Consider the following 19,731-nt stretch of genomic DNA (forward strand, 5'->3'; position numbering starts at 1 on the left):
CCGCACGTGCTCATTTGCCGATGTTCGCGGTGTCCGCGATGTTCGCCAGTCGCACCTTGCCCTGCGCGATCAGCCGGCCGCGGTCGTCGCTGATGTCGACCTGCCACACCTGCTGGGTGCGGCCGCGGTGGACCGGGCGCGCCTCGGCCTCGAGCACACCCTCGCGGGTGGCGCGCAGGAAGTCGGTGTTGTTGTTGACGCCGACGACATGGCCGCGATCACCCAGCCACGCCGCGCCGCCGATGCTCGCCATCGCCTCGATCACCGAGCAGTAGACGCCGCCGTGGACGATGCCACTGGGCTGGTGCTGGTTCGGTCCGGCCGTCCACTGCGCGTGCACCCGGTCCCCGGTGATCTCGGTGTACTCGAGGCCGAGCGTGCTGCCGAACCCGCGGCGCAGGAAGGCGTTGATCTCGTCCAGGTCCGCATCCGCGCCGGCCAGATCAGGCAGGGTCGTCTCCGGCGAGACACCGGGTTCGTTGCTCACAGGGGTTCTCCTTCAGGTCCGTCGCGCGCGTCGCACGCGCCCGCGTCAGGTCTACACGACCACGATGGTGCGCGGCCGACGCGTTCCGGCGTGGTGCAGCCTCGGGCGGGCGGGAGATGACGGGGCGGGTCCGGCGCCGTGTCGGCGCGGGACCCGCCCCGGGCGTGGAGTCGCGGCGCTGCAGCCCTCAGCGTCGACTCCGTGGTGGTCGGTCCGTGGCGGGCGCTGACGTGTCGCCGCCTCGGCGGTGTCGTGGCACGCACCGCAACCGAACCCGACTATAGGCAAGGCTTGCCTAATCTGGCAAGGTCTGACGTCGGGGAACAAAATCGGACACCCATCAGTTCACTACGACAGGTAGTACGTCACTGCGTCGGAGCGACCACTAGGATTGGAAACATGGCTGGACTTGGGGAACTCGAAAAGGCGGTGATGGACCACCTGTGGTCCCAGCCGGAACCGCAGACCGTCCGACAGGTCCACGCCGCACTCTGCGAACGCCGTGAACTCGCTTACACCACGGTGATGACGGTGCTCCAGCGTCTGGCCAAGAAGAACCTCGTCAGCCAGCAACGCGGCGACCGCGCCCATCGCTACTCCCCCGTGCACAGCCGCGACGAACTCGTCGCCGGGCTGATGGTCGACGCACTCGACCAGGCCAGCGAATCCGATTCCCGCGCCGCCGCACTCGTGCACTTCGTCGAGCGGGTCACCCCCGACGAGGCGGATGCGCTCCGTCAGGCGCTGGCCGACCTCGAGACCAAGGAGCGTCCCGCCGACGTTGCTCAGCGGCGCCGCTCGCCGCTGAGCCGGGCCACGCTCGGCCGGGCCGGCTCCAGACGTGACCACGAGTAGCTCGTATTGCCCTCGCGTGGGCACTGATGCACCATGAACTCCGTGTCCGCGTTGGTCTTCGCCGTCCTCGCACTGGTCCTGGCCGGGCCGGTACCCACGGCCCTGAGTCGTGCCCAGTGGCCGTACCGGGCCCCGCGCGCCGCACTGGTGCTCTGGCAGGCGATCGCGATCGCGGCCGTGCTGTCCGCCTTCAGCTCGGGACTGGCCATCGCAAGCCGACTGCTCATCCTCGGCCCGGACGGCCGGCCCACGACCGCCCCCACCGAGGAGATCGCCGCGCTCGGCCTGCCGCTGTGGCTCGCGGCGGTGGCCGTCTTCGCACTGACCCTGCTGGTCGGCGCCAAGCTCATCTACTCGATCGTGCTGGTCGGTGTGCACACCCGCCGACGCCGGGCACGTCATCGCATGCTCGTCGACCTGCTCGACCGGTCCACCAACGAGCACATCCCGCCCGGTAGGGCCGACGTGCGGGCGACGGAGCTGCGCGTCCTCGACGCCGCAGAACCGGTCGCCTACTGCTTGCCCGGGCTCCGCCGCCGGATCGTGCTCAGCGAGGGCACCTTCGCCAGCCTCGGCGACGAAGAGATCACCGCGATCCTCTCCCACGAACGCGCACACCTGCGCGCCCGGCACGACCTTGTCCTGGAGGCGTTCGGCGCCGTCCACCAGGCCTTCCCGAGGATCGTGCGCAGCCGGACCGCGCTCGGCTCGGTGCGGCTGCTGGTCGAGTTGCTCGCCGACGACTCCGCACGCCGGGTCACCGGCGCTCCCCCGCTGGCGCGCGCACTGGTGACGTGCGCCAACTCGACGGCACCCGCCGGTGCGCTCGCCGCGGGCGGGCCGACCACCCTGTTGCGCGTACAGCGCCTCGGCGCGGGCGGCAACGACGCCCGCACCGCCGCGGCCGCCTACATCGCCTCCGCCGCGATCCTCGTCGTGCCGACGATCGCCGTCGCGGTGCCGTGGCTGGTGGAACTGCAGCGCCTGCTGCGCTACTGAGCCGGCGGCGGCCCGGCGACCCAGTGGGACCCGAGTTCAGTTTTGTTTCGACACAGGGGAAGCTGTTACCCATGACTTCTGCTACCTCCGATTCATCGTCGACGGCCCGCGCCCAGATCGGCGTCACCGGTCTCGCGGTCATGGGCTCGAACATCGCCCGCAACCTGGCCCGGCACGGCCACACCGTGGCGCTGCACAACCGCAGCATCGCCAAGACCGATGCGTTGATCGCGGAGCACGGCGACGAAGGCGACTTCGTCCGCACCGAGACCGTCGAGGAGTTCGTTGCCGCGCTGCAGAAGCCGCGGCGGGTGCTGATCATGGTCAAGGCCGGCGAGGCGACGGACGCGGTCATCGAGGAACTCGCCGGCGCCATGGAGACCGGCGACATCATCATCGACGGCGGCAATGCGCTGTACACCGACACGATCCGCCGCGAGGCGGCGCTGCGCGAGCGCGGCCTGCACTTCGTCGGGGCCGGCATCTCCGGCGGCGAGGAGGGCGCGCTCAACGGCCCGTCGATCATGCCCGGCGGTCCGAAGGAGTCCTACGAGGCGCTCGGTCCGCTGCTCGAGTCGATCGCTGCGCAGGTCGACGGCGTGCCGTGCTGCACCCACATCGGTCCCGACGGCTCCGGCCACTTCGTGAAGATGGTGCACAACGGCATCGAGTACGCCGACATGCAGCTGATCGGCGAGGCGTACAACCTGTTCCGGGATGCGCTCGGTTACGACGCCGACCGGATCGCCGACGTGTTCACCGAGTGGAACTCCGGCGAACTCGAGAGCTACCTCGTCGAGATCACCGCCGAGGTGCTGCAGCAGAAGGACGCGAAGACCGGTAAGCCGCTCGTCGACGTCATCGTCGACGCCGCCGAGCAGAAGGGCACCGGCCGCTGGACCGTCAAGTCCGCGCTCGACCTCGGCGTCCCCGTGACCGGCATCGCCGAGGCGGTGTTCGCCCGCGCGCTGTCCGGCTCCCGCGACCAGCGCAAGGCCGCGCAGGGACTGGCCTCGGGCGCCCTCGGCGCCAAGCCCACCGACGCCGAGCAGTTCACCGAGGACATCCGCCAAGCGCTGTACGCCTCCAAGATCGTCGCGTACGCGCAGGGCTTCGATCAGATCCGCGCCGGCAGCGACGAGTACGGCTGGGATCTCACCCCCGGCGACATGGCGACGATCTGGCGTGGCGGCTGCATCATCCGCGCCCGTTTCCTCAACCGCATCAAGGAGGCGTACGACACGAACCCGGCGTTGACGTCGCTGATCGTGGAGCCGTACTTCCGTGAGGCCATCGAGAACGCGATCGACTCGTGGCGCCGCGTCGTCGTCACCGCCACCCAGCTCGGCATCCCGGTGCCGGCCTTCGCCTCGTCGCTGTCGTACTACGACGGCCTGCGCGCCGAGCGCCTGCCCGCCGCGCTCACGCAGGGCCAGCGCGACTTCTTCGGCGCCCACACCTACGAGCGGATCGACGCCGACGGAAAGTTCCACACGCTGTGGAGCGGCGACCACAGCGAAGTGTCCGCCTGACCGACCACAGCACGCCTGTCCCGGCCGGCCGCGCATCTCACCGGATGCGCGGCCGCCGGCGTCACCGGGCCGCCGTCTCACCCGGTGAGCGCCGCCCCCGGCGGTGGACCCAGCACCGGTTGCACGATCATCGAGCATTCGCTGCCCTCCCAGGGCAGCTGCCCCTGTCCGTCGGCCCACACGGTCTGCATGGCGCGCACCCGGCCGCGCCCGTAGATCCGCTGCGCCATCGCCAGCCAGTCGACGCAGCAGCCGTGCACGTCGACCAGGTACACGTCCAGCCTGCCGACGCTCCACCGGTCGCCGGCCTGCAGCACCGCACCGTCGAGCACCTGCCCGGACAGTTGGTTGAGCACCAGCGCCGACAACTCCGCATCGCGCCCGGTCATGATCAGTTCCGGCTGGTCGATCGCCGTCAGGCCCACGGTGTAGGCGAACGCCGGGGAGATCCCGCGCTCGTCCACCGCCGATTCGACGTACTGGATCGCCCGCCCGTACCGCGCCACCTTCCGCTCGACCTCGGTCCGGTATTTCCTCATGGACATCCCGCCGCACATCTCGCACATCGGAGTACCTCCATCGGTCATGTGGTCCCATCACGCCGTCTCGTCGATCAGCCACGCCATGCCGTCGATCAGCCCTGCATCGAACTCACGTTTGATCGAACCTGTGTGCGACTAGTGTGCACCACCGGACCGACAAGTGCACGCGATGCGGTCCGGTAGCGTGCCCCGGGTGGACAGCGAGCACCGGACACCGGATCAGACCGACGGGCCGACCCCGGATCGGGTGCCCGCGCCGCCGGCGACATTCGCCGACCTGGGCTGCCCGCCGGCGCTCGTGCACGCCCTCAAACGTTCCGCGCTCACCACCGCGCGCCCGATCCAGGCAGCCGCGATCCCCGACGCCCTCGCCGGCCGCGATGTGCTCGGCCGCGCGCCGACCGGGTCGGGCAAGACCCTCGCGTTCGGCCTGCCCATGCTGCTGCGGCTGCGCGGCGGCGCCAGCAAGCCGGCGCATCCGCGTGCGCTCGTGCTGGTGCCGACCCGTGAGCTGGCGTTACAGGTCGTCGACGCGCTCGACGACCCCGCCCTCGCGCTGGGGCTGCGGGTCGCCGCGGTCGTGGGCGGCGTGCCGCTTGCGCGCCAGGCCCAGGTACTCGGCCGCGGGATCGACCTGGTCGTCGCCACACCCGGGCGCCTCGCCGACCACGTGGCCCGCGGCACCGTCGCGCTCGACCACGTGGTCACGACCACTCTCGACGAGGCCGACCACCTCGCCGAGCTCGGCTTCGTCCCGCAGGTGCGCGCGCTGCTCGACCGCACGCCGCCGAGCGGCCAGCGGCTGCTCTTCTCCGCGACCCTCGACGAGGACGTCGCCGCGCTGATCGACGACTATCTGCGCGACCCGGTCACCCACACTGCGGTGGCCGAGCCGACGCCGGCGCCGCGGATGCGCCACCACCTGTTCGTCGTCGCCGAGCGGGACAAGGACGCGGTCGTCGACCGGATCGCCGCACGCCGCGGCCGCACGATCGTGTTCGTGCGCACCAAGTCGGCCGTCGACGCTCTCGCCGCGCGGTTGCGTGCGGCGGGTGTGGTCGCCGACGGGCTGCACGGCGATCTGACCCAGCCGAAACGCGTGCGCGCGCTCAACCTGTTCCGTGACGGCACCACGCCGGTGCTCGTCAGCACCGACGTCGCCGCGCGGGGCATCCACGTCGACGACATCGGGGTCGTGCTCCACGCCGACCCCGCCGGCACTGCCAAGGACTACCTGCACCGCGCCGGCCGCACCGCGCGGGCGGACGCCTCCGGGGTCGTGATCACCGTGGTCACCGAGACCGAACTCCCCGGCGCGCGGGCCGTGCTGCGGCAGGCGCAGATCGACGCCGAGCCCCTCCGGGTCCGCCCCGACAGCGCGGAGTTGCGCGAGATCACCGGGGCGCGCGAGCCGTCCGGGCGGCCGATCCCCGCGACCCCGCCCACACCCGAACCGGCCGCCGAGCCGCAGCGCACCGCGCGGAACCCGGGCCGCGACCGCCGGCCGACGCACCGCGGCCGGGGGCCCGCTCCGGGTCGGCGCTCACGCCGAAAATGACACCGTTCCCGCGTAGGGTTGGTCAGCGTGCGCTTCCTCACCGGAGAGAACCCGCCCTACGACCTCACCTATGACGATGTCTTCCTGGTCCCGCACCGCACCGACGTCGCCTCCCGGTTCGACGTGGACCTGGCCACGGTCGACGGCAGCGGTACCACGATCCCGATCGTCGTCGCCAACATGACCGCGGTCGCGGGGCGCCGGATGGCCGAGACCGTCGCGCGGCGCGGCGGGCTGGTGGTGCTGCCGCAGGACCTGCCGCTGTCCGCCTTCTCGCGGACCGTCGAGTTCGTCAAGAGCCGGCACCTCGTCGCCGACACCCCGGTGATGCTCGACCCGGGCGCATCGGTGTCCGACGCGGTCGCGCTCATCCCGAAGCGCTCCCACGGCGCCGCGGTGCTGGTCGAAGACGGCGCGCCGATCGGACTGGTCACCGCCGAGGCCTGCGTGGACGTGGACCGGTTCACCCGGGTCATCGACGTCGCCGCCACCGACTTCCCCACCGCGAAGGTCACCGCAGGTCCGCGGGAGATCTTCGAGTTGCTCGAGGCCAATCGTGCCGGGCTCGCGGTACTCGTGCACGACGACGGCACCCTGGCCGGCGTGCTCACCCACACCGCGGCGATCCGCGCGGGCATCTACCACCCCGCCACCGACGACCGGGGGCGGCTGCGGGTCGCCGCCGCCGTCGGCATCAACGGTGACGTGGCCGCGAACTCCCGCGCGCTGGTCTCGGCCGGAGCCGACCTGCTGGTCATCGACACCGCCCACGGGCACCAGGAGAAGATGCTCGACGCCATCCGAGCGGTCGCCGACTGCGGCCTCGGGGTCCCCGTGGTCGCGGGCAACGTGGTCACCGCCGACGGCACCCGCGACCTGATCGAGGCGGGCGCCGACATCGTCAAGGTCGGGGTCGGGCCCGGCGCCATGTGCACCACCCGGATGATGACCGGCGTGGGCCGCCCGCAGTTCTCCGCCGTCCACGAATGCGCGGCCACCGCCCGCGAGATGGGGCGGCACGTCTGGGCGGACGGCGGCATCCGGCACCCCCGCGACGTCGCGCTGGCACTCGCCGCCGGCGCCTCGAACGTGATGATCGGCTCGTGGTTCGCCGGCACCCACGAGTCCCCCGGCGATCTGCGCCGCGACCCGTCGGGCATCGAGTACAAGGAGAGCTTCGGGATGGCCTCGAAACGGGCGGTCGCGGCCCGCACCGCGGGCGACAGCGCGTTCGACCGGGCCCGCAAGTCGCTGTTCGAGGAGGGCATCTCCAGTTCGCGCATGCGCCTGGACCCCGAGCGTCCCGGTGTCGAGGACCTGATCGACCACATCTGTTCCGGGGTGCGCAGCACCTGCACCTATGCCGGTGCGCACACGCTCGAACAGTTGCACCGCAACGCGGTGGTGGGCGTCCAGTCGGCCGCGGGCTTCGCCGAGGGCCGCCCGCTGCCGGCGGGTTGGTGACGATCACACCCGCGTTCGGGCGCACCACCGCGGGTGATCGGTAGAATCTCGCTCAGCCCCGGCGACCGCGGCGGCCGCAGGCAGCTGTCCTGCCGCACCACGGTCGCCCCACCCGACAGGAAGGACCCCGGTGCCCACGGCACCCGCCACCAACGTCGTCAGCAACGACTCCGCCGGACCCACGCCCGCCGGAGGCACCGGCACCCCAGGCTCCACGGCGGACGGATCCGCCGACAGCTGCTCTACGGAGGGCTGCCCTACCGAGCCGGGGGACAAACCCGGCTCGCCCCGCACGGCCACCGCAGGTGAGCGATGAACATCGTCATCACGATCGCCAGCCTGATCGGCTTCCTGGCCCTGACCCTCGGCACGGCACTGTTCGTCTCCGCCGAATTCGCCCTGACCGCCCTCGAGAAAAGCACCGTCGACGCCCACGCGCGCGACGGTGACCGCCGCTCGCGGCAGGTCCAGCATGCGCACCGCACGCTGTCGTTCCAGCTTTCCGGCGCACAGCTCGGCATCACCATCACGACACTGATCACCGGTTATCTCGCGGAGCCGGTGCTGGTCCGGATCTTCGGTCCCGCACTGCGCGCGGTCGGCCTGCCCGAGTCCGCGGCATCCTGGGTCTCGCTGGTGCTGGCACTGCTGCTCGCGACCTCGCTGTCGATGATCCTGGGCGAACTGGTGCCCAAGAACCTGGCCATCGCCCATCCGCTCAAGACGGCACGCGCGACCGCCGGGTTGCAGGCCGGGTTCTCCCGCGTTTTCAAGTGGGCGATCACCGGGCTCAACTCCAGCGCGAACTGGATCGTGCGCCGGTTCGGCGTCGAGCCGGCCGACGAACTGCACTCGGCCCGATCCCCGCAGGAACTGGGCTCGCTGGTGCGGAACTCGGCGCTGCGCGGTTCGCTGGACGCCGGCACCGCGCGGCTGGTCGACCGGTCCCTGCAGTTCGGGGAACGCACCGCGGAGGAATTGATGACCCCGCGGGTCAAGGTCGAGGTGCTGGCCGCCACCGACACCGTCGCCGACCTGCTCGCCGCCTCCGAACGGACCGGGTTCTCCCGGTTCCCCGTCGTCCGCGGCGACCTCGACGACACCCTCGGCGTCGTGCACGTCAAGCAGGCGTTCGCCGTGCCCGGACCTGACCGGCCCACCACCGCGCTGGACGCGCTGGTCAGCGCGGTGCCGGTCGTGCCCGCCAGCCTCGACGGGGATTCGCTGATGGAGCAGATCCGCGCCGACGGCATGCAGGTCGCGCTGGTGGTCGACGAGTACGGCGGCACCGCCGGCGTGGTCACCATGGAGGACCTCATCGAGGAGATCCTCGGCGACGTCAAGGACGAGCACGACAGCGAGCCCGCCAATGTGCAGCGCACCGCGGACGGCTGGCTGTGCTCCGGCCTGCTGCGCATCGACGAACTGAGCGACGCACTGGGACAACCGATTCCGGAAGGCGAGTACGACACCCTCGGCGGTCTGCTGCTCGCCGACCTCGGCCGAATCCCGGTCGAGGGCGACGAGGTGACGCTGCCGTTCGGTCCGGAGGGCGAACCGCACGAACAGTGGCACGCCCGCATCGTCCGGATGGACGGTCGCCGCATCGACCGGGTCGCGTTGACCACCGAGTTGACCGCCGATCCCGAGTCCCTGGGCGGCAAGGGAGGCGATTCCGATGCCTGATCTGTGGGGAATCCTGCTCACAATCGCGCTGCTCGCCGGCAACGCGTTCTTCGTCGCCGCCGAGTTCGCGCTGATCTCCGCGCGCCGCGACCGGCTCGAGGCGCTGCACGAGCAGGGCAAGAAGCGCGCGATGACGGTGATCCATGCGGGCGAACACCTGTCGCTGATGCTCGCCGGCGCCCAGCTGGGCATCACCATCTGTTCGATCGTGCTGGGCAAGGTCGGCGAGCCCGCGATCGCGCATCTGATCGAGAAGCCACTCGACCTCATCGGGGCGCCCGAGGCGCTGCTGCACCCGATCGCCTTCGCGATCGCGTTGGCGCTGGTGGCGTTCCTGCACATCCTGCTCGGCGAGATGGTGCCGAAGAACCTGGCCATCGCCGGTCCCGAGCGGGCCGCGATGCTGCTGGTGCCCGCGCACCTCGCGTTCATCCGGCTCGCCCGGCCGGTGATCGCGTTCTACAACTGGTGCGCGAACGCGGTGCTGCGGGCCATGGGGGTGCGTCCGACCGACGAGCTCGACACCACGGTGTCGGTGCTCGAACTCTCGGAGATGATCGGCGAATCGCGATCCGAGGGTCTGCTCGACGCCGAGGAGCACCAGCGGCTGACCCGCGCGCTGACCACCACCGGCCGCACGGTCGCCGAGGTGATGATCCCGCTGGCGCAGGTGCGGACCGTACCACTGTCGGTCGGCGGACCGACCTTGGGTTCGGTCGAGCGTGCCGTGGTCGAGACCGGGTACTCGCGCTATCCGGTGCGCGCCCGCGGTGGTCAGCTGGTCGGGTACGTGCACCTGAAGGACGTTCTGACCGAGGTGAGCGACGCCGACGCCGGCCCCGACACCCGGATACCGCTCTCGCAGGTTCGAGCGCTGCCCCGCGTCGCCGATGACACCCTGCTCGACGAGGCGCTGGCGACGCTGCGGCGTTCGAGCAGCCACCTCGGTTCGGTCACCCGGTGGTCGCCCGAGGTCGGCCGGCGGGTGCTGGTCGGGATCATCGCACTCGAGGATCTGGTCGAAGAGTTCGTCGGCACGGTGCGTGACAGCACGCACCGCGCCGATCCCCCGCCGCAGGGCATCGACCGGTGAGCCCGGGCCGATGACCGGCACCACCGTGCTGGCCCGGTCGCAGTGGCAGTCCCTGCGTGACCGTCACCGCGACCGGGTCGACACCCTCATCGGCCCGCACCGCGACCGGGGCGGCCGCAAGCACCCGGTGGTCGACTTCCTGTTCACCTACTACAGTTTCCGGCCGGCGCAGCTGCTGCGCTGGCATCCCGGCTTCGGCGTCACCCTCGAGGGCGGCGACGAGTACGCGGACCGGCGCGGCTATCACCGCACCACGGCGGGCGTCACCGTCGACCCGGCGTTCCTGGCACGGCGGCGCGACGCGGTCGAGTACGCGGCCGCGCTGACCGCGGCAACCGCGGGGCGCCCGCCGCGGCTGTCCTGTTTCGGGCTGCACGAGTGGGCGATGGTGTACCGGTCCGACGAGACCCGTCATCCCGTGCCGCTGCGCCTCGGCGCGGACGGCACCGACCGGGTCGTCGAGTCCGCGGAGATCCGTTGCAGCCACTACGACGCGTTCCGCTTCTTCACCCCGGAGGCGGTGCCGCTGAACATCGAGCCGCTGACCCGCGCCGACCAGGTCGCACGCGAACAGCCGGGCTGCCTGCACGCCAACATGGACCTGTACAAGCTGTGTTACAAGCTCAGCCCGCTGATCGACAGCGACCTGACCGTCGACTGCTTCGAATTGGCCTGGGACGCACGCGAACTCGACATGCGCGCCAGCCCCTATGACCTGCGGGACCTCGGCTACGAGCCGGTGCCGATCGAGACTCCGCAGGGCCGCGCCGCCTACGTCCGCGAACAGTCGGCACTGGCCGAGCGCGCGGCGGTGCTGCGGGAGCTGCTGACCAGGCAGTGCCGCGCGCTGGCCACCCTCGCGCGCGCCTGAGCTGGGACGACACGGCGCCCGCATAGACTCGGCGCGGTCATGGTCGGCGCGATCGAGCGCGCCGACCGAAGTACTCGTGTGAACGGCTGGGAGGCCCGGTGGCTCGGCATCGCGACGGCAGCGCGGTCCGCAAGATCAGCAGGGGGCCGATCATCGCCATGGTTGCGGTGGTGATCGTGGTCCTCGGCGTCGTCGGCTGGTTCCAGCTGCGCGCGCACACCGGCGAACAGGGCCAGCAGGCGGCCGCGACGTGTGTGTCCGGCCGGCAGACACTGCCGATCTCCGCCGACGCGACGATCGCACCGGCGTTGTCCGCACTCGCCCGCGCGTACAACGCCACCGGCCCGGTCATCCGCGACCACTGCATCACCGCCGCGGTCACGGCCGCGGACTCGGCGGCCACCTTCGCCGCCCTGACCGCGCCCACCCCGCCGGGCGGTCAGCCGGCCGCGACACCGGCCCTGTGGGTGCCGCAGAGCACCCTGTGGACCGACCGCCTGGCGGCGGTGAACCCGCAGCTGGTGTCGGGCGCGCCGGACTCGGTCGCGAGCACGCCGGTCGTGCTGGCGGTCGCCCCGCCGGTCGCGAAGACACTCGCCGCGCACCCACCCGCCTGGCGGGATCTCCCGCGGCTGCAGTCCGACCCGCACGCCCTGGACGCTTCCGGGCTACCCGGTTGGGGCGGGCTGCGCCTGGCGATGCCGACCGGCCCCGGGTCGGACGCCACCGCGCTGGCCGCCACCGCCGTCGCCACCGCGACCGCGGGTCCCGGACCCGGCCCGCTCACCGAGGCCGCCGCCCACTCCGCGCCCGTCACCGCGGCGGTGGCCACCCTGGCGAGCGCCGCCCCGCACCCCACGCCGCCGACCACCGCCGTCGCGCTGACCGCACTGCACACCCAGACCGACGCGGCGACGGCCCCGCTGCACGCCGTGCCGGTGACCGCTCAGCAGCTCTACCGGGCCACGGAGGACAACCCGGGTGCCGCGCTCGCGGAACTCGTCCCCACCGGCGCGGCGCCGATGGCGGACTACCCCGCGATCCAGGTGGGCGGCCCGAACGTCGACGAGACGATGGCCCGCGCCGCCTCGGCGTTCGTCGAGTACATCCGGCGGCCTGAGCAGCAGCAGACCCTCGCCGCGGCAGGCTTCCTGGTCGACGCCGGCGGCGCCACGATGCCCACCAGCGCCGCGGTGGCGTTCACCCGGCCGGAGCAGACGATGGCGGCACCGACCGCGGCGGCGGCCACCGCGGTCGGCACGGTCCTGGCCAATCCGTCCCCCGGCGCGGCGACGACGATCCTGCTGGACATCTCGGGGTCGATGAGCACCGACGAGGGCGGCCAGACCCGGCTGCGCAACACCACCGACGACCTGGCCCGGCGCATCGGGGCACTCCCCGACAGCGCCGACGTCGGGCTGCGGGTGTTCAGCGCCGCACTCGACGGGCCGGAGCCGTGGGTGGAGAAGGTCCCGGGCGGCCCGCTGTCCGACCGCATCGGTAGCCAAACCCGCAGACAGTCGCTGGACACGGCACTGAACGGACTGAGCCCGGCGACCTCGACCCACACCTACCCGTCGCTGCAGGACGCCTACGACGACGCGGTCGCCCACTACGCGCCGGGCAAGCCCAACTCGGTGCTGCTCATCACCGACGGCCCCAACGACGACGCCGCCTACAAGTCGAGTTCGACGCTGCTGGCGAACCTCGAGCAGGCGGCCGATCCGGCCAAGCCGGTGCGGGTGGACGTCATCACCATCGGCGACAACCCCGACCTGACCACCCTGCAGGCGGTCGCCGCCCAGACCGGCGGCACCGTGCGGACGGTGACCGGTTCCGCCGGGCCCGCGCTCGGCGACGCGGTCACCGCACTGCTGCAGTGACCACTCAGGAACCGGTTCGCTCGGTGACCACCTGCAGCGCGCGGTCGGCCAGGTCCGTGTCCGCGGCGTCGAGCCAGGTCATCCGCTTGTCCCGGCCGAACCACGACCGCTGCCGGCGGACGAACCTGCGGGTGCCGATCGTCGTCAGCTCCTGCGCGGTCGCCATGTCGTATTCGCCGTCGAGGGCCGCGAGCACCTGCGCATAGCCGAGGGCGCGGCGCGCCGTCACCCCGTCGCGCAGTCCCGCGCCGACGAGCGCCTCCACCTCGGCCTGCAGGCCGTGGTCGAACATCTGCGCCGTGCGCGCGACGATGCGGGAGTCGAGTTCCTCGGTGTCGCGGTCCAGGCCGAGCAGGATCGTCCCCCACCGCGGTTCCCCCACCTTCGGTGCGGACGCGCTGAACGGCAACCCGGTGAGCTCGACGACCTCGAGCGCGCGGACGATCCGCCGGCCGTCGGTGGGCAGGATGGCCTCCGCCGCCGCCGGGTCGACCCGGCGCAGCTCGTCGTGCATCGCGAGCGTGCCCCGCTCTGCCAGTTCCGCCTCGCGGCGTGCCCGCACCGCCGCGTCGGTGGCCGGGAACGCCAGGTCGTCGACCAGGGCCTGGACATAGAGCCCGGAGCCGCCGACGAGGACGGGCACCCGGCCGCGTTCCATGATCGACTCGACGTCGGCCCGCGCGGACGCCTGAAAGGACGCGACCGTCGCGGTCGCGGTCACCTCGAGGACGTCGAGCTGGTGGTGCACGATGCCGCGCCGCTCGGCCACCGGCAGCTTGGCGGTACCGACGTCCATGCCGCGATAGAGCTGCATGGCGTCGACGTTGACGATCTCGCCGCCGAGCTCGGCCGCCAGCGTCAGGCCCAACTCCGACTTGCCCGAGGCGGTCGGCCCGACCACGGCGACGGGCCGGATACTCGTCTCCCGCCCGCTCACAGGACCCACGTCCCCACCAGATAGCCCACCCCGAACGGGGCTCCGGTGTAGAGCTCGGTGCAGGTGCGGGGGGTCGCACCGAAGACGGCTGCCAACACCTGCCATGCCGGCCGGCCCGAGACCCCCAACTCGTCGCACAGCTGGGGATCGAGCGCGGCGAGCGCGGCGCCGTCGCCGTCCGCCAGGGCGTGGCGCAGATCCTCCTCGACCTCCGTCGCCCGCGCGTCCGGACCGCCCGGGGCCTTCGCGCCGATCGTGTTCGCGCCGTCCCCGACCACCAGCAACCCCTGCGGCGTGGGCCGGGCGTCCAGTTCGGTGCGCAGCTGCGTGCCGATTGCCGCGCAGGAGGTGGGGTCCGCTGCGGGGTCGACCAGCAGCGAGCGGACCGTCGACCGCGGCGCGATCTGCCCGCGCAGCCATCCGCCGATCAGCAGCGGCAGCGGCATCATCGGGTCGGCCACCCGGCCCTCGGCTACTCGGTCGTCGGCTTCGACGTCGCCGGCTTCGGCGTCGCCGGCTTCGGCGTCGAGCGAGACCGTCACGTCCGCGCCGAAGCCGGCGAAGGTGCCGATACGGACGCCGGTGGGGGTTCCCGCGCCCAGCACCGTCCACTCGCAGCCGAGCTCGACCAGCGTGTGTGCCGCCGCCAGCGTGGCCTCACGCAGGTCGGTCGTCTCGCCGGCGGCGCCACCTGCCAGTTCGGGTACGAGCAGAGGTGGCCCGGAAACGAGGGCGGCAGCGGTCAGCACAAGCAGCAACGGTAGTCGACGCCCACCGCGCGTCAGACGCCGTAGTGGCCGCTGACCCGTCGCTGACCTGTTTCAATGGTCGAGAACAACTCGACCGGGTTCAATGGGACGTGTGCCCGTGATCCGGCGGAGGACTTCGGGCAGGACGGCGGCCGTGTCGCGCGGCAGAGACGAGGAACCATGACCGAGAGCAACGCCCCATCGAACGGGCAGCCCACCCCGAACCCGGGCCTGCCCGCGGCAGCCGGTACTCCGCACCCGGGCGCCCCCCAGGCCGGCGCACCCAAGCCCGGCGCGCCCAAACCGGGTGCTCCCAAACCGGGCGCCCCCAGGCCCAGCGCTCCCAAGCCCGCCGCTCCTTCCGCCGAGACACCCGGCCCCCCGCAGCCCACAGGTGCGCACCACACGGATGCGCACCACGCGGATGCGCACCACGCGGATGCCCCGAAGCCGGCGGCGCCGAAACCCGGTGTGCATCCGCACGGCGCGGCCGTGCACCTGTGCGGCACCGACCCGGCCAAGTTCGGCCATGTCGACGAGGACGGCACCGCGTGGGTCCGCACCGCCGACGGTGAGCGCAAGGTCGGCGAGTGGCAGGCCGGCGACGCCGCCGAGGGCCTCGCGCACTTCGCCCGTCGCTATGACGACCTGGCCACCGAGGTCGAGCTGCTCGAGATCCGGCTCGATTCCGGCGCCGGCGACGCGCGCAAGACCCGCGCCGCGGCGGTGACCCTGCGCGAGTCGCTCGACGAGGCCGCGGTCATCGGCGACATCGATGCGCTCGCCACCCGGTTGGACCGGATCGTCGAAGGTTCCGAGCACGCCGAAGAGGAGGCGAAGGCACGCAAGGAGAACGCCCGCGCCTCCCACATCGCCCGGAAGGAGAAGCTCGCCGCCGAGGCGGAGCTGATCGGCGCCGAGTCCACCCAGTGGAAGGCGGCCGGCGACCGGCTGCGCGAGATCCTCGACGAGTGGAAGACGATCCGCGGGATCGACCGCAAGACCGACGATCAGCTGTGGCGCCGCTACTCGAAGGCCCGCGAGGCGTTCAACCGCCGCCGCGGCGCGCACTTCGCCGAGCTGGACCGCGAGCGGGCCAGCGCGAAGGTGCGCAAGGAGGAGCTCGTCACCCGCGCCGAGGAGCTGTCGGCGTCGACCGACTGGGGTCCGACCGCCGGCGCGTTCCGCGACCTGATGGCCGAGTGGAAGGTCGCCGGGCGCGCGCCCCGCGACACCGACGATGCGCTGTGGAAGCGGTTCAAGGCCGCGCAGGACGTGTTCTTCGGCGCCCGCAACGCCGCCAACTCGGAGCGCGACGCCGAGTTCGAGGAGAACGCCCGCGCCAAGGAGACGCTGCTGGCCGATGCGCAGCGCATCGACCCGGGCGCCGACCTCGAGGCTGCCCGCACCGCCTTGCGGCTGCTCCAGGAACGCTGGGATGAGATCGGCAAGGTTCCACGTGAACGCATGCACGAACTCGAAGGCAGACTGCGCACGATCGAACAGCGCGTGCGTGAGGCGGTCGACTCGCAGTGGCGTCGATCCGACCCCGAGGCGATCGCCCGCGCCGCCCAGTTCCGCGAACGGGTGCTGCAGTTCGAGGCGCAGGCCGAGAAGGCGGAGGCCGCCGGCAAGCCGAAGGACGCCAAGGACGCGCTCGCGCAGGCACAGCAGTGGCGCGAGTGGGCCGACGCGGCCGAGGGAGCGGTCAGCGAACGCTGAGACAGCGACCGCATTCCCGTCGTAGAAGTAAGGGAGCCGCCGGCACTGCCGGCGGCTCCCCTTTCTCTATGACTCTTGTCGTGTGACGCAGGACGCCCGCGATGCTATGCCGTGTCCCCCGGCGCTGCGCTCTTGTCCACTGCACCCTTGTCTGCGGTGTCCCCGACCTCCGCGCCCTCGTCCGTGGCGTTCTGCCGCAACCGCCGGGCCGAGGCCGACGAACGGCGCATCTGGTCGAGCACGCGCTGCTCCTGCGCGTCGGCGTGGCTGCGGCGCTCCTCGGCGGCGACCATCTGCGAGGCGCTGCGGGCCCACACCACCCGGATCCAGTAGAAGGTCAGCAGCACCAGGATGATCACCGCGAGGATCAGGCCGATACCGGGCCCGGACACGTCGACGGAATGCACCGACGTGCCGGTGCTGACCGGCTGACCGCCGGACGGCGCCCCCGCCGATCCGACCGCCGGCCCCGCCGACGACGTGTTGCGGTTCGGGGTCAGCCGCGACCAGATCGCGAGCATGCCGAGGATGCAGGTCGTCGCGGTGCCGGCGACCGCCGCCCACGCGATGGCCCAGCGCCGGGTCACCAGCGCCAGCATCGAGCCGACCACGCCGAACACCAGCGCCATCCAGACGAACACCCGCGAGGCGATCGAGATCGACTCGGCGACCGCGCTCGAATCACCCGAGAGCACGTCCCAGCCGCTGGCCCCGCCGGTGTGGGTCAAGGAGAACGTGCCGAGCAGCAGCAGCACCAGCACCGCGATGACCACCGCGCGGATGCCCGGATCGATCTCGCCGGCGATCTTGCGTTCGGCATCCTCGAAATCCTTGCGGACGGTCGAGAGCACCGCCTCCGCGCGGTCGTCGGTGGAACCGTTCGCGTCTGCTCCGGTGGTCGGTTCGTTGGTCATTTCCCACATCCTGTGACGGGTTCCGGCGCGGGCGCGCCGATCCCAGGTAGTCCGAGACCGACCCCCACTGGTGCGGTCTTCGGGGTGATGCCGCGTTCGAACGAGTCGCCCGCGGGCGTGCGACGGTGCCGCAGTATGCCCGAGTCGGCGATCAGATGGTGCGGGGCCGCGTCGGTGATCACGGTGGTGACGACATCGCCGGGCCGGATGTCGCCGTCGGCCGGGCCCTCGGGCCGGAAGTGCACCAACCGGCCGTCGCGTGCCCGACCGCTCATCCGCGCGGTCGCCGCGTCCTTGCGACCCTCCCCGGCGGCGACCAGCAACTCGACCTCGGTGCCGACCAGCTCGCGGTTGCCCTCGAGGGTGATCTGCTCCTGCAGCGCGATCAGCCGGTCGTAGCGTTCCTGCACGACCTCTTTGGGTACCTGCTCGCCCATGTCGGCCGCCGGGGTGCCGGGCCGCTTGGAGTACTGGAAGGTGAACGCACTGGTGAACCGCGCCTGCCGGACGACGTCGAGGGTGCCCTGGAAGTCCTCCTCGGTCTCGCCGGGGAAGCCGACGATGATGTCGGTGGTGATCGCGGCGTGCGGCATCGCGGCGCGCACCTTCTCGATGATGCCGAGGAACTTCGCGCTGCGGTACGAGCGGCGCATCGCCTTGAGCACGCGGTCCGACCCGGACTGCAGCGGCATGTGCAACTGCGGGCACACGTTCGGGGTCTGCGCCATCGCCTCGATGACGTCGTCGGTGAACTCGGCCGGGTGCGGCGAGGTGAACCGGACCCGCTCGAGTCCGTCGATCTCGCCGCACGCGCGCAGCAGCTTCGCGAAGGCCCCGCGGTCGCGTTCCTGACCGGGGTCGGCAAACGAGACTCCGTACGAGTTGACGTTCTGGCCGAGCAGCGTCACCTCGAGCACGCCCTGGTCCACGAGCGCCTGCACCTCGGCGAGGATGTCGCCGGGACGGCGATCGACCTCCTTGCCGCGCAGCGACGGCACGATGCAGAAGGTGCAGGTGTTGTTGCAGCCCACCGAGATCGACACCCAGCCGGAGTAGGCGGAGTCACGCTTGGCGGGCAGCGCGGACGGGAAGACCTCGAGCGCGTCGAGGATCTCGACCTCGGCCTGCTGGTTGTGCCGGGCGCGTTCGAGCAGCACCGGCAGCGACCCGATGTTGTGGGTGCCGAACACGACGTCGACCCACGGCGCCTTCTTGACGACCGTGTCACGGTCCTTCTGCGCCAGGCATCCGCCGACGGCGATCTGCATGTTCGGGTTCGCGTCCTTGGCCGGCCGCAGGTGCCCGAGGTTGCCGTAGAGCTTGTTGTCGGCGTTCTCGCGGACCGCGCACGTGTTGAACACGACCAGATCCGCGTCCTGCCCGTCGGCCGCCTGGACGTAACCGGCGTCTTCGAGCAGTCCCGCCAGCCGTTCGGAGTCGTGCACGTTCATCTGGCACCCGTAGGTGCGCACCTGGTAGCTGCGGGTCTGGTCCACCGGTCCAGGGTACGACCTCGGCCGCAGTGCCCCGGCATCGCCGCGACTCCGCCCGACTCGGCGGGGCGTCGACACCAGCGCGTCGACGCCGACACCCGCCGCGGGTGTGTGTCGCGTCTCACCATTGCACCGCCTAGGGTTTATCGCTATGACACAGCCGCAGCACGCCGCACCGGCACCGGAGCCGGGCGTGCGTTCCGGCGCCACGTCGATGATCTCGATGGCGTCGGTCAACAAGCACTACGGGAGCCTGCACGTGCTGCGGGACATCAGCCTCGAGGTCCCCGCCGGCCAGGTCGTCGTCATGCTCGGACCGTCCGGTTCGGGCAAGTCGACGCTGTGCCGCACCATCAACCGGCTCGAGCCGATCGACTCCGGGACCATCGCGGTGGACGGTCGGCCGCTGCCGGCCGAGGGTCGCGCGCTGGCGACGTTGCGCTCCGAGGTGGGCATGGTGTTCCAGCAGTTCAACCTGTTCGCCCACAAGACGGTGATCGAGAACGTGATGCTCGCGCCGATGAAGGTCCGCAAGCTGCGCAAGGCCGAGGCACGCCGCCACGCCGAGGCGCTGCTCGACCGGGTGGGCATCGCGAATCAGGCGGACAAGTATCCCGGGCAGCTCTCCGGCGGCCAGCAGCAGCGGGTGGCGATCGCCCGATCCCTGGCGATGGAGCCGAAGGTGATGCTGTTCGACGAGCCGACCTCGGCGCTCGACCCGGAGATGGTGGGCGAGGTGCTCGACGTGATGGTCGGCCTGGCCAAGGAGGGCATGACGATGATCGTCGTCACCCACGAGATGGGCTTCGCGCGCAAGGCCGCCGACCGGATCATCTTCATGGCCGACGGCGTCATCGTCGAGGACACCGATCCGGAGACCTTCTTCACCGCACCCAGCTCGGATCGTGCCAAGGACTTCCTGAGCAAGATCCTCGGGCACTGAGGG

The 19,731-nt window shown here is 71.7% G+C and carries 17 protein-coding genes; 11 read left to right on the top strand and 6 right to left on the bottom strand.

The genetic code is table 11. From position 1 onward, the window contains the following. Nucleotides 1-10: 10 nt before the first annotated feature. Nucleotides 11-421 carry a PaaI family thioesterase gene (locus G4X40_RS11440; RefSeq protein WP_408642198.1) on the bottom strand — a complete coding sequence of 137 codons (411 nt, stop codon included), beginning with the start codon at nt 419-421 and terminating at the stop codon, nt 11-13. Between the two features lie 465 nt (nt 422-886). Here G4X40_RS11440 and G4X40_RS11445 point away from each other — a divergent pair, with 465 nt between their 5' ends. The 3 genes from G4X40_RS11445 to gndA all read left to right on the top strand — a co-directional run bounded on the left by G4X40_RS11445 (nt 887) and on the right by gndA (nt 3,873). Continuing rightward, nucleotides 887-1,342, top strand: a complete 456-nt coding sequence (locus G4X40_RS11445) for a BlaI/MecI/CopY family transcriptional regulator (RefSeq protein ID WP_408642181.1) — start codon at nt 887-889, stop codon at nt 1,340-1,342. A gap of 33 nt (nt 1,343-1,375) precedes the next feature. Next, a complete protein-coding gene (locus G4X40_RS11450; protein WP_277832603.1) occupies nt 1,376-2,341 on the top strand; it encodes a M56 family metallopeptidase in 966 nt (321 codons plus the stop codon). 71 nt (nt 2,342-2,412) lie between these two features. Then, on the top strand, nt 2,413-3,873 hold the full coding sequence (gene gndA, locus G4X40_RS11455; protein ID WP_277832606.1) for an NADP-dependent phosphogluconate dehydrogenase: 1,461 nt from the start codon (nt 2,413-2,415) through the stop codon (nt 3,871-3,873). A 77-nt stretch (nt 3,874-3,950) separates the two neighbouring features. Here gndA and G4X40_RS11460 read toward each other — a convergent pair whose 3' ends face one another. Further along, nucleotides 3,951-4,412 carry a DUF4262 domain-containing protein gene (locus G4X40_RS11460; protein WP_277832607.1) on the bottom strand — a complete coding sequence of 154 codons (462 nt, stop codon included), beginning with the start codon at nt 4,410-4,412 and terminating at the stop codon, nt 3,951-3,953. Nucleotides 4,413-4,608: 196 nt separating this feature from the next. Between G4X40_RS11460 and G4X40_RS11465 the strand changes: the two genes are divergently transcribed. The 6 genes from G4X40_RS11465 (at nt 4,609) to G4X40_RS11490 (ending at nt 12,970) form a co-directional block, all read left to right on the top strand. Next, nucleotides 4,609-5,973 (top strand): DEAD/DEAH box helicase, encoded by a 1,365-nt coding sequence (locus G4X40_RS11465; protein ID WP_277832608.1) that lies wholly within the window; start codon nt 4,609-4,611, stop codon nt 5,971-5,973. A 27-nt stretch (nt 5,974-6,000) separates the two neighbouring features. Beyond that, complete coding sequence (gene guaB1 / locus G4X40_RS11470) at nt 6,001-7,437, top strand: GMP reductase (RefSeq protein ID WP_277832610.1); 1,437 nt, start codon at nt 6,001-6,003, stop codon at nt 7,435-7,437. Nucleotides 7,438-7,749: 312 nt separating this feature from the next. After that, on the top strand, nt 7,750-9,123 hold the full coding sequence (locus G4X40_RS11475) for a hemolysin family protein (protein WP_277832611.1): 1,374 nt from the start codon (nt 7,750-7,752) through the stop codon (nt 9,121-9,123). Beyond that, nucleotides 9,116-10,216, top strand: a complete 1,101-nt coding sequence (locus tag G4X40_RS11480; protein ID WP_277832612.1) for a hemolysin family protein — start codon at nt 9,116-9,118, stop codon at nt 10,214-10,216. The genes G4X40_RS11475 and G4X40_RS11480 overlap by 8 nt, the downstream gene beginning before the upstream one ends. A 10-nt stretch (nt 10,217-10,226) precedes the next feature. Then, nucleotides 10,227-11,087, top strand: a complete 861-nt coding sequence (locus tag G4X40_RS11485) for a 3-methyladenine DNA glycosylase (protein WP_277832613.1) — start codon at nt 10,227-10,229, stop codon at nt 11,085-11,087. Nucleotides 11,088-11,185: 98 nt separating this feature from the next. Next, on the top strand, nt 11,186-12,970 hold the full coding sequence (locus tag G4X40_RS11490; RefSeq protein WP_277832614.1) for a VWA domain-containing protein: 1,785 nt from the start codon (nt 11,186-11,188) through the stop codon (nt 12,968-12,970). A 4-nt stretch (nt 12,971-12,974) separates the two neighbouring features. On the opposite strand, the gene miaA is transcribed toward G4X40_RS11490, so the two are convergent. Both miaA and G4X40_RS11500 read right to left on the bottom strand, forming a co-directional pair. Then, nucleotides 12,975-13,907, bottom strand: a complete 933-nt coding sequence (gene miaA, locus G4X40_RS11495) for a tRNA (adenosine(37)-N6)-dimethylallyltransferase MiaA (protein WP_277832616.1) — start codon at nt 13,905-13,907, stop codon at nt 12,975-12,977. Further along, a complete protein-coding gene (locus tag G4X40_RS11500) occupies nt 13,904-14,656 on the bottom strand; it encodes a class III extradiol ring-cleavage dioxygenase family protein (protein WP_277832618.1) in 753 nt (250 codons plus the stop codon). The genes miaA and G4X40_RS11500 overlap by 4 nt, the downstream gene beginning before the upstream one ends. A 180-nt stretch (nt 14,657-14,836) precedes the next feature. Between G4X40_RS11500 and G4X40_RS11505 the strand changes: the two genes are divergently transcribed. Then, complete coding sequence (locus G4X40_RS11505) at nt 14,837-16,378, top strand: DUF349 domain-containing protein (RefSeq protein ID WP_277832620.1); 1,542 nt, start codon at nt 14,837-14,839, stop codon at nt 16,376-16,378. 104 nt (nt 16,379-16,482) lie between these two features. On the opposite strand, the gene G4X40_RS11510 is transcribed toward G4X40_RS11505, so the two are convergent. Together G4X40_RS11510 and miaB are read right to left on the bottom strand one after the other, a co-directional pair. Beyond that, nucleotides 16,483-17,292 (bottom strand): Rv2732c family membrane protein, encoded by an 810-nt coding sequence (locus G4X40_RS11510; RefSeq protein ID WP_277832621.1) that lies wholly within the window; start codon nt 17,290-17,292, stop codon nt 16,483-16,485. Further along, the gene (gene miaB, locus G4X40_RS11515; protein WP_277832622.1) at nt 17,289-18,788 is read right to left on the bottom strand and encodes a tRNA (N6-isopentenyl adenosine(37)-C2)-methylthiotransferase MiaB; all 1,500 of its coding nucleotides are present in this window, start codon (nt 18,786-18,788) and stop codon (nt 17,289-17,291) included. Before miaB ends, G4X40_RS11510 begins: the two co-directional genes overlap by 4 nt. Before the next feature lie 211 nt (nt 18,789-18,999). Between miaB and G4X40_RS11520 the strand changes: the two genes are divergently transcribed. After that, on the top strand, nt 19,000-19,728 hold the full coding sequence (locus G4X40_RS11520; RefSeq protein ID WP_277833066.1) for an amino acid ABC transporter ATP-binding protein: 729 nt from the start codon (nt 19,000-19,002) through the stop codon (nt 19,726-19,728). Nucleotides 19,729-19,731 lie beyond the last annotated feature (3 nt).

This window comes from Speluncibacter jeojiensis, from assembly GCF_029589495.1.
In the GTDB taxonomy this organism is placed as follows: domain Bacteria; phylum Actinomycetota; class Actinomycetes; order Mycobacteriales; family Mycobacteriaceae; genus Speluncibacter; species Speluncibacter jeojiensis.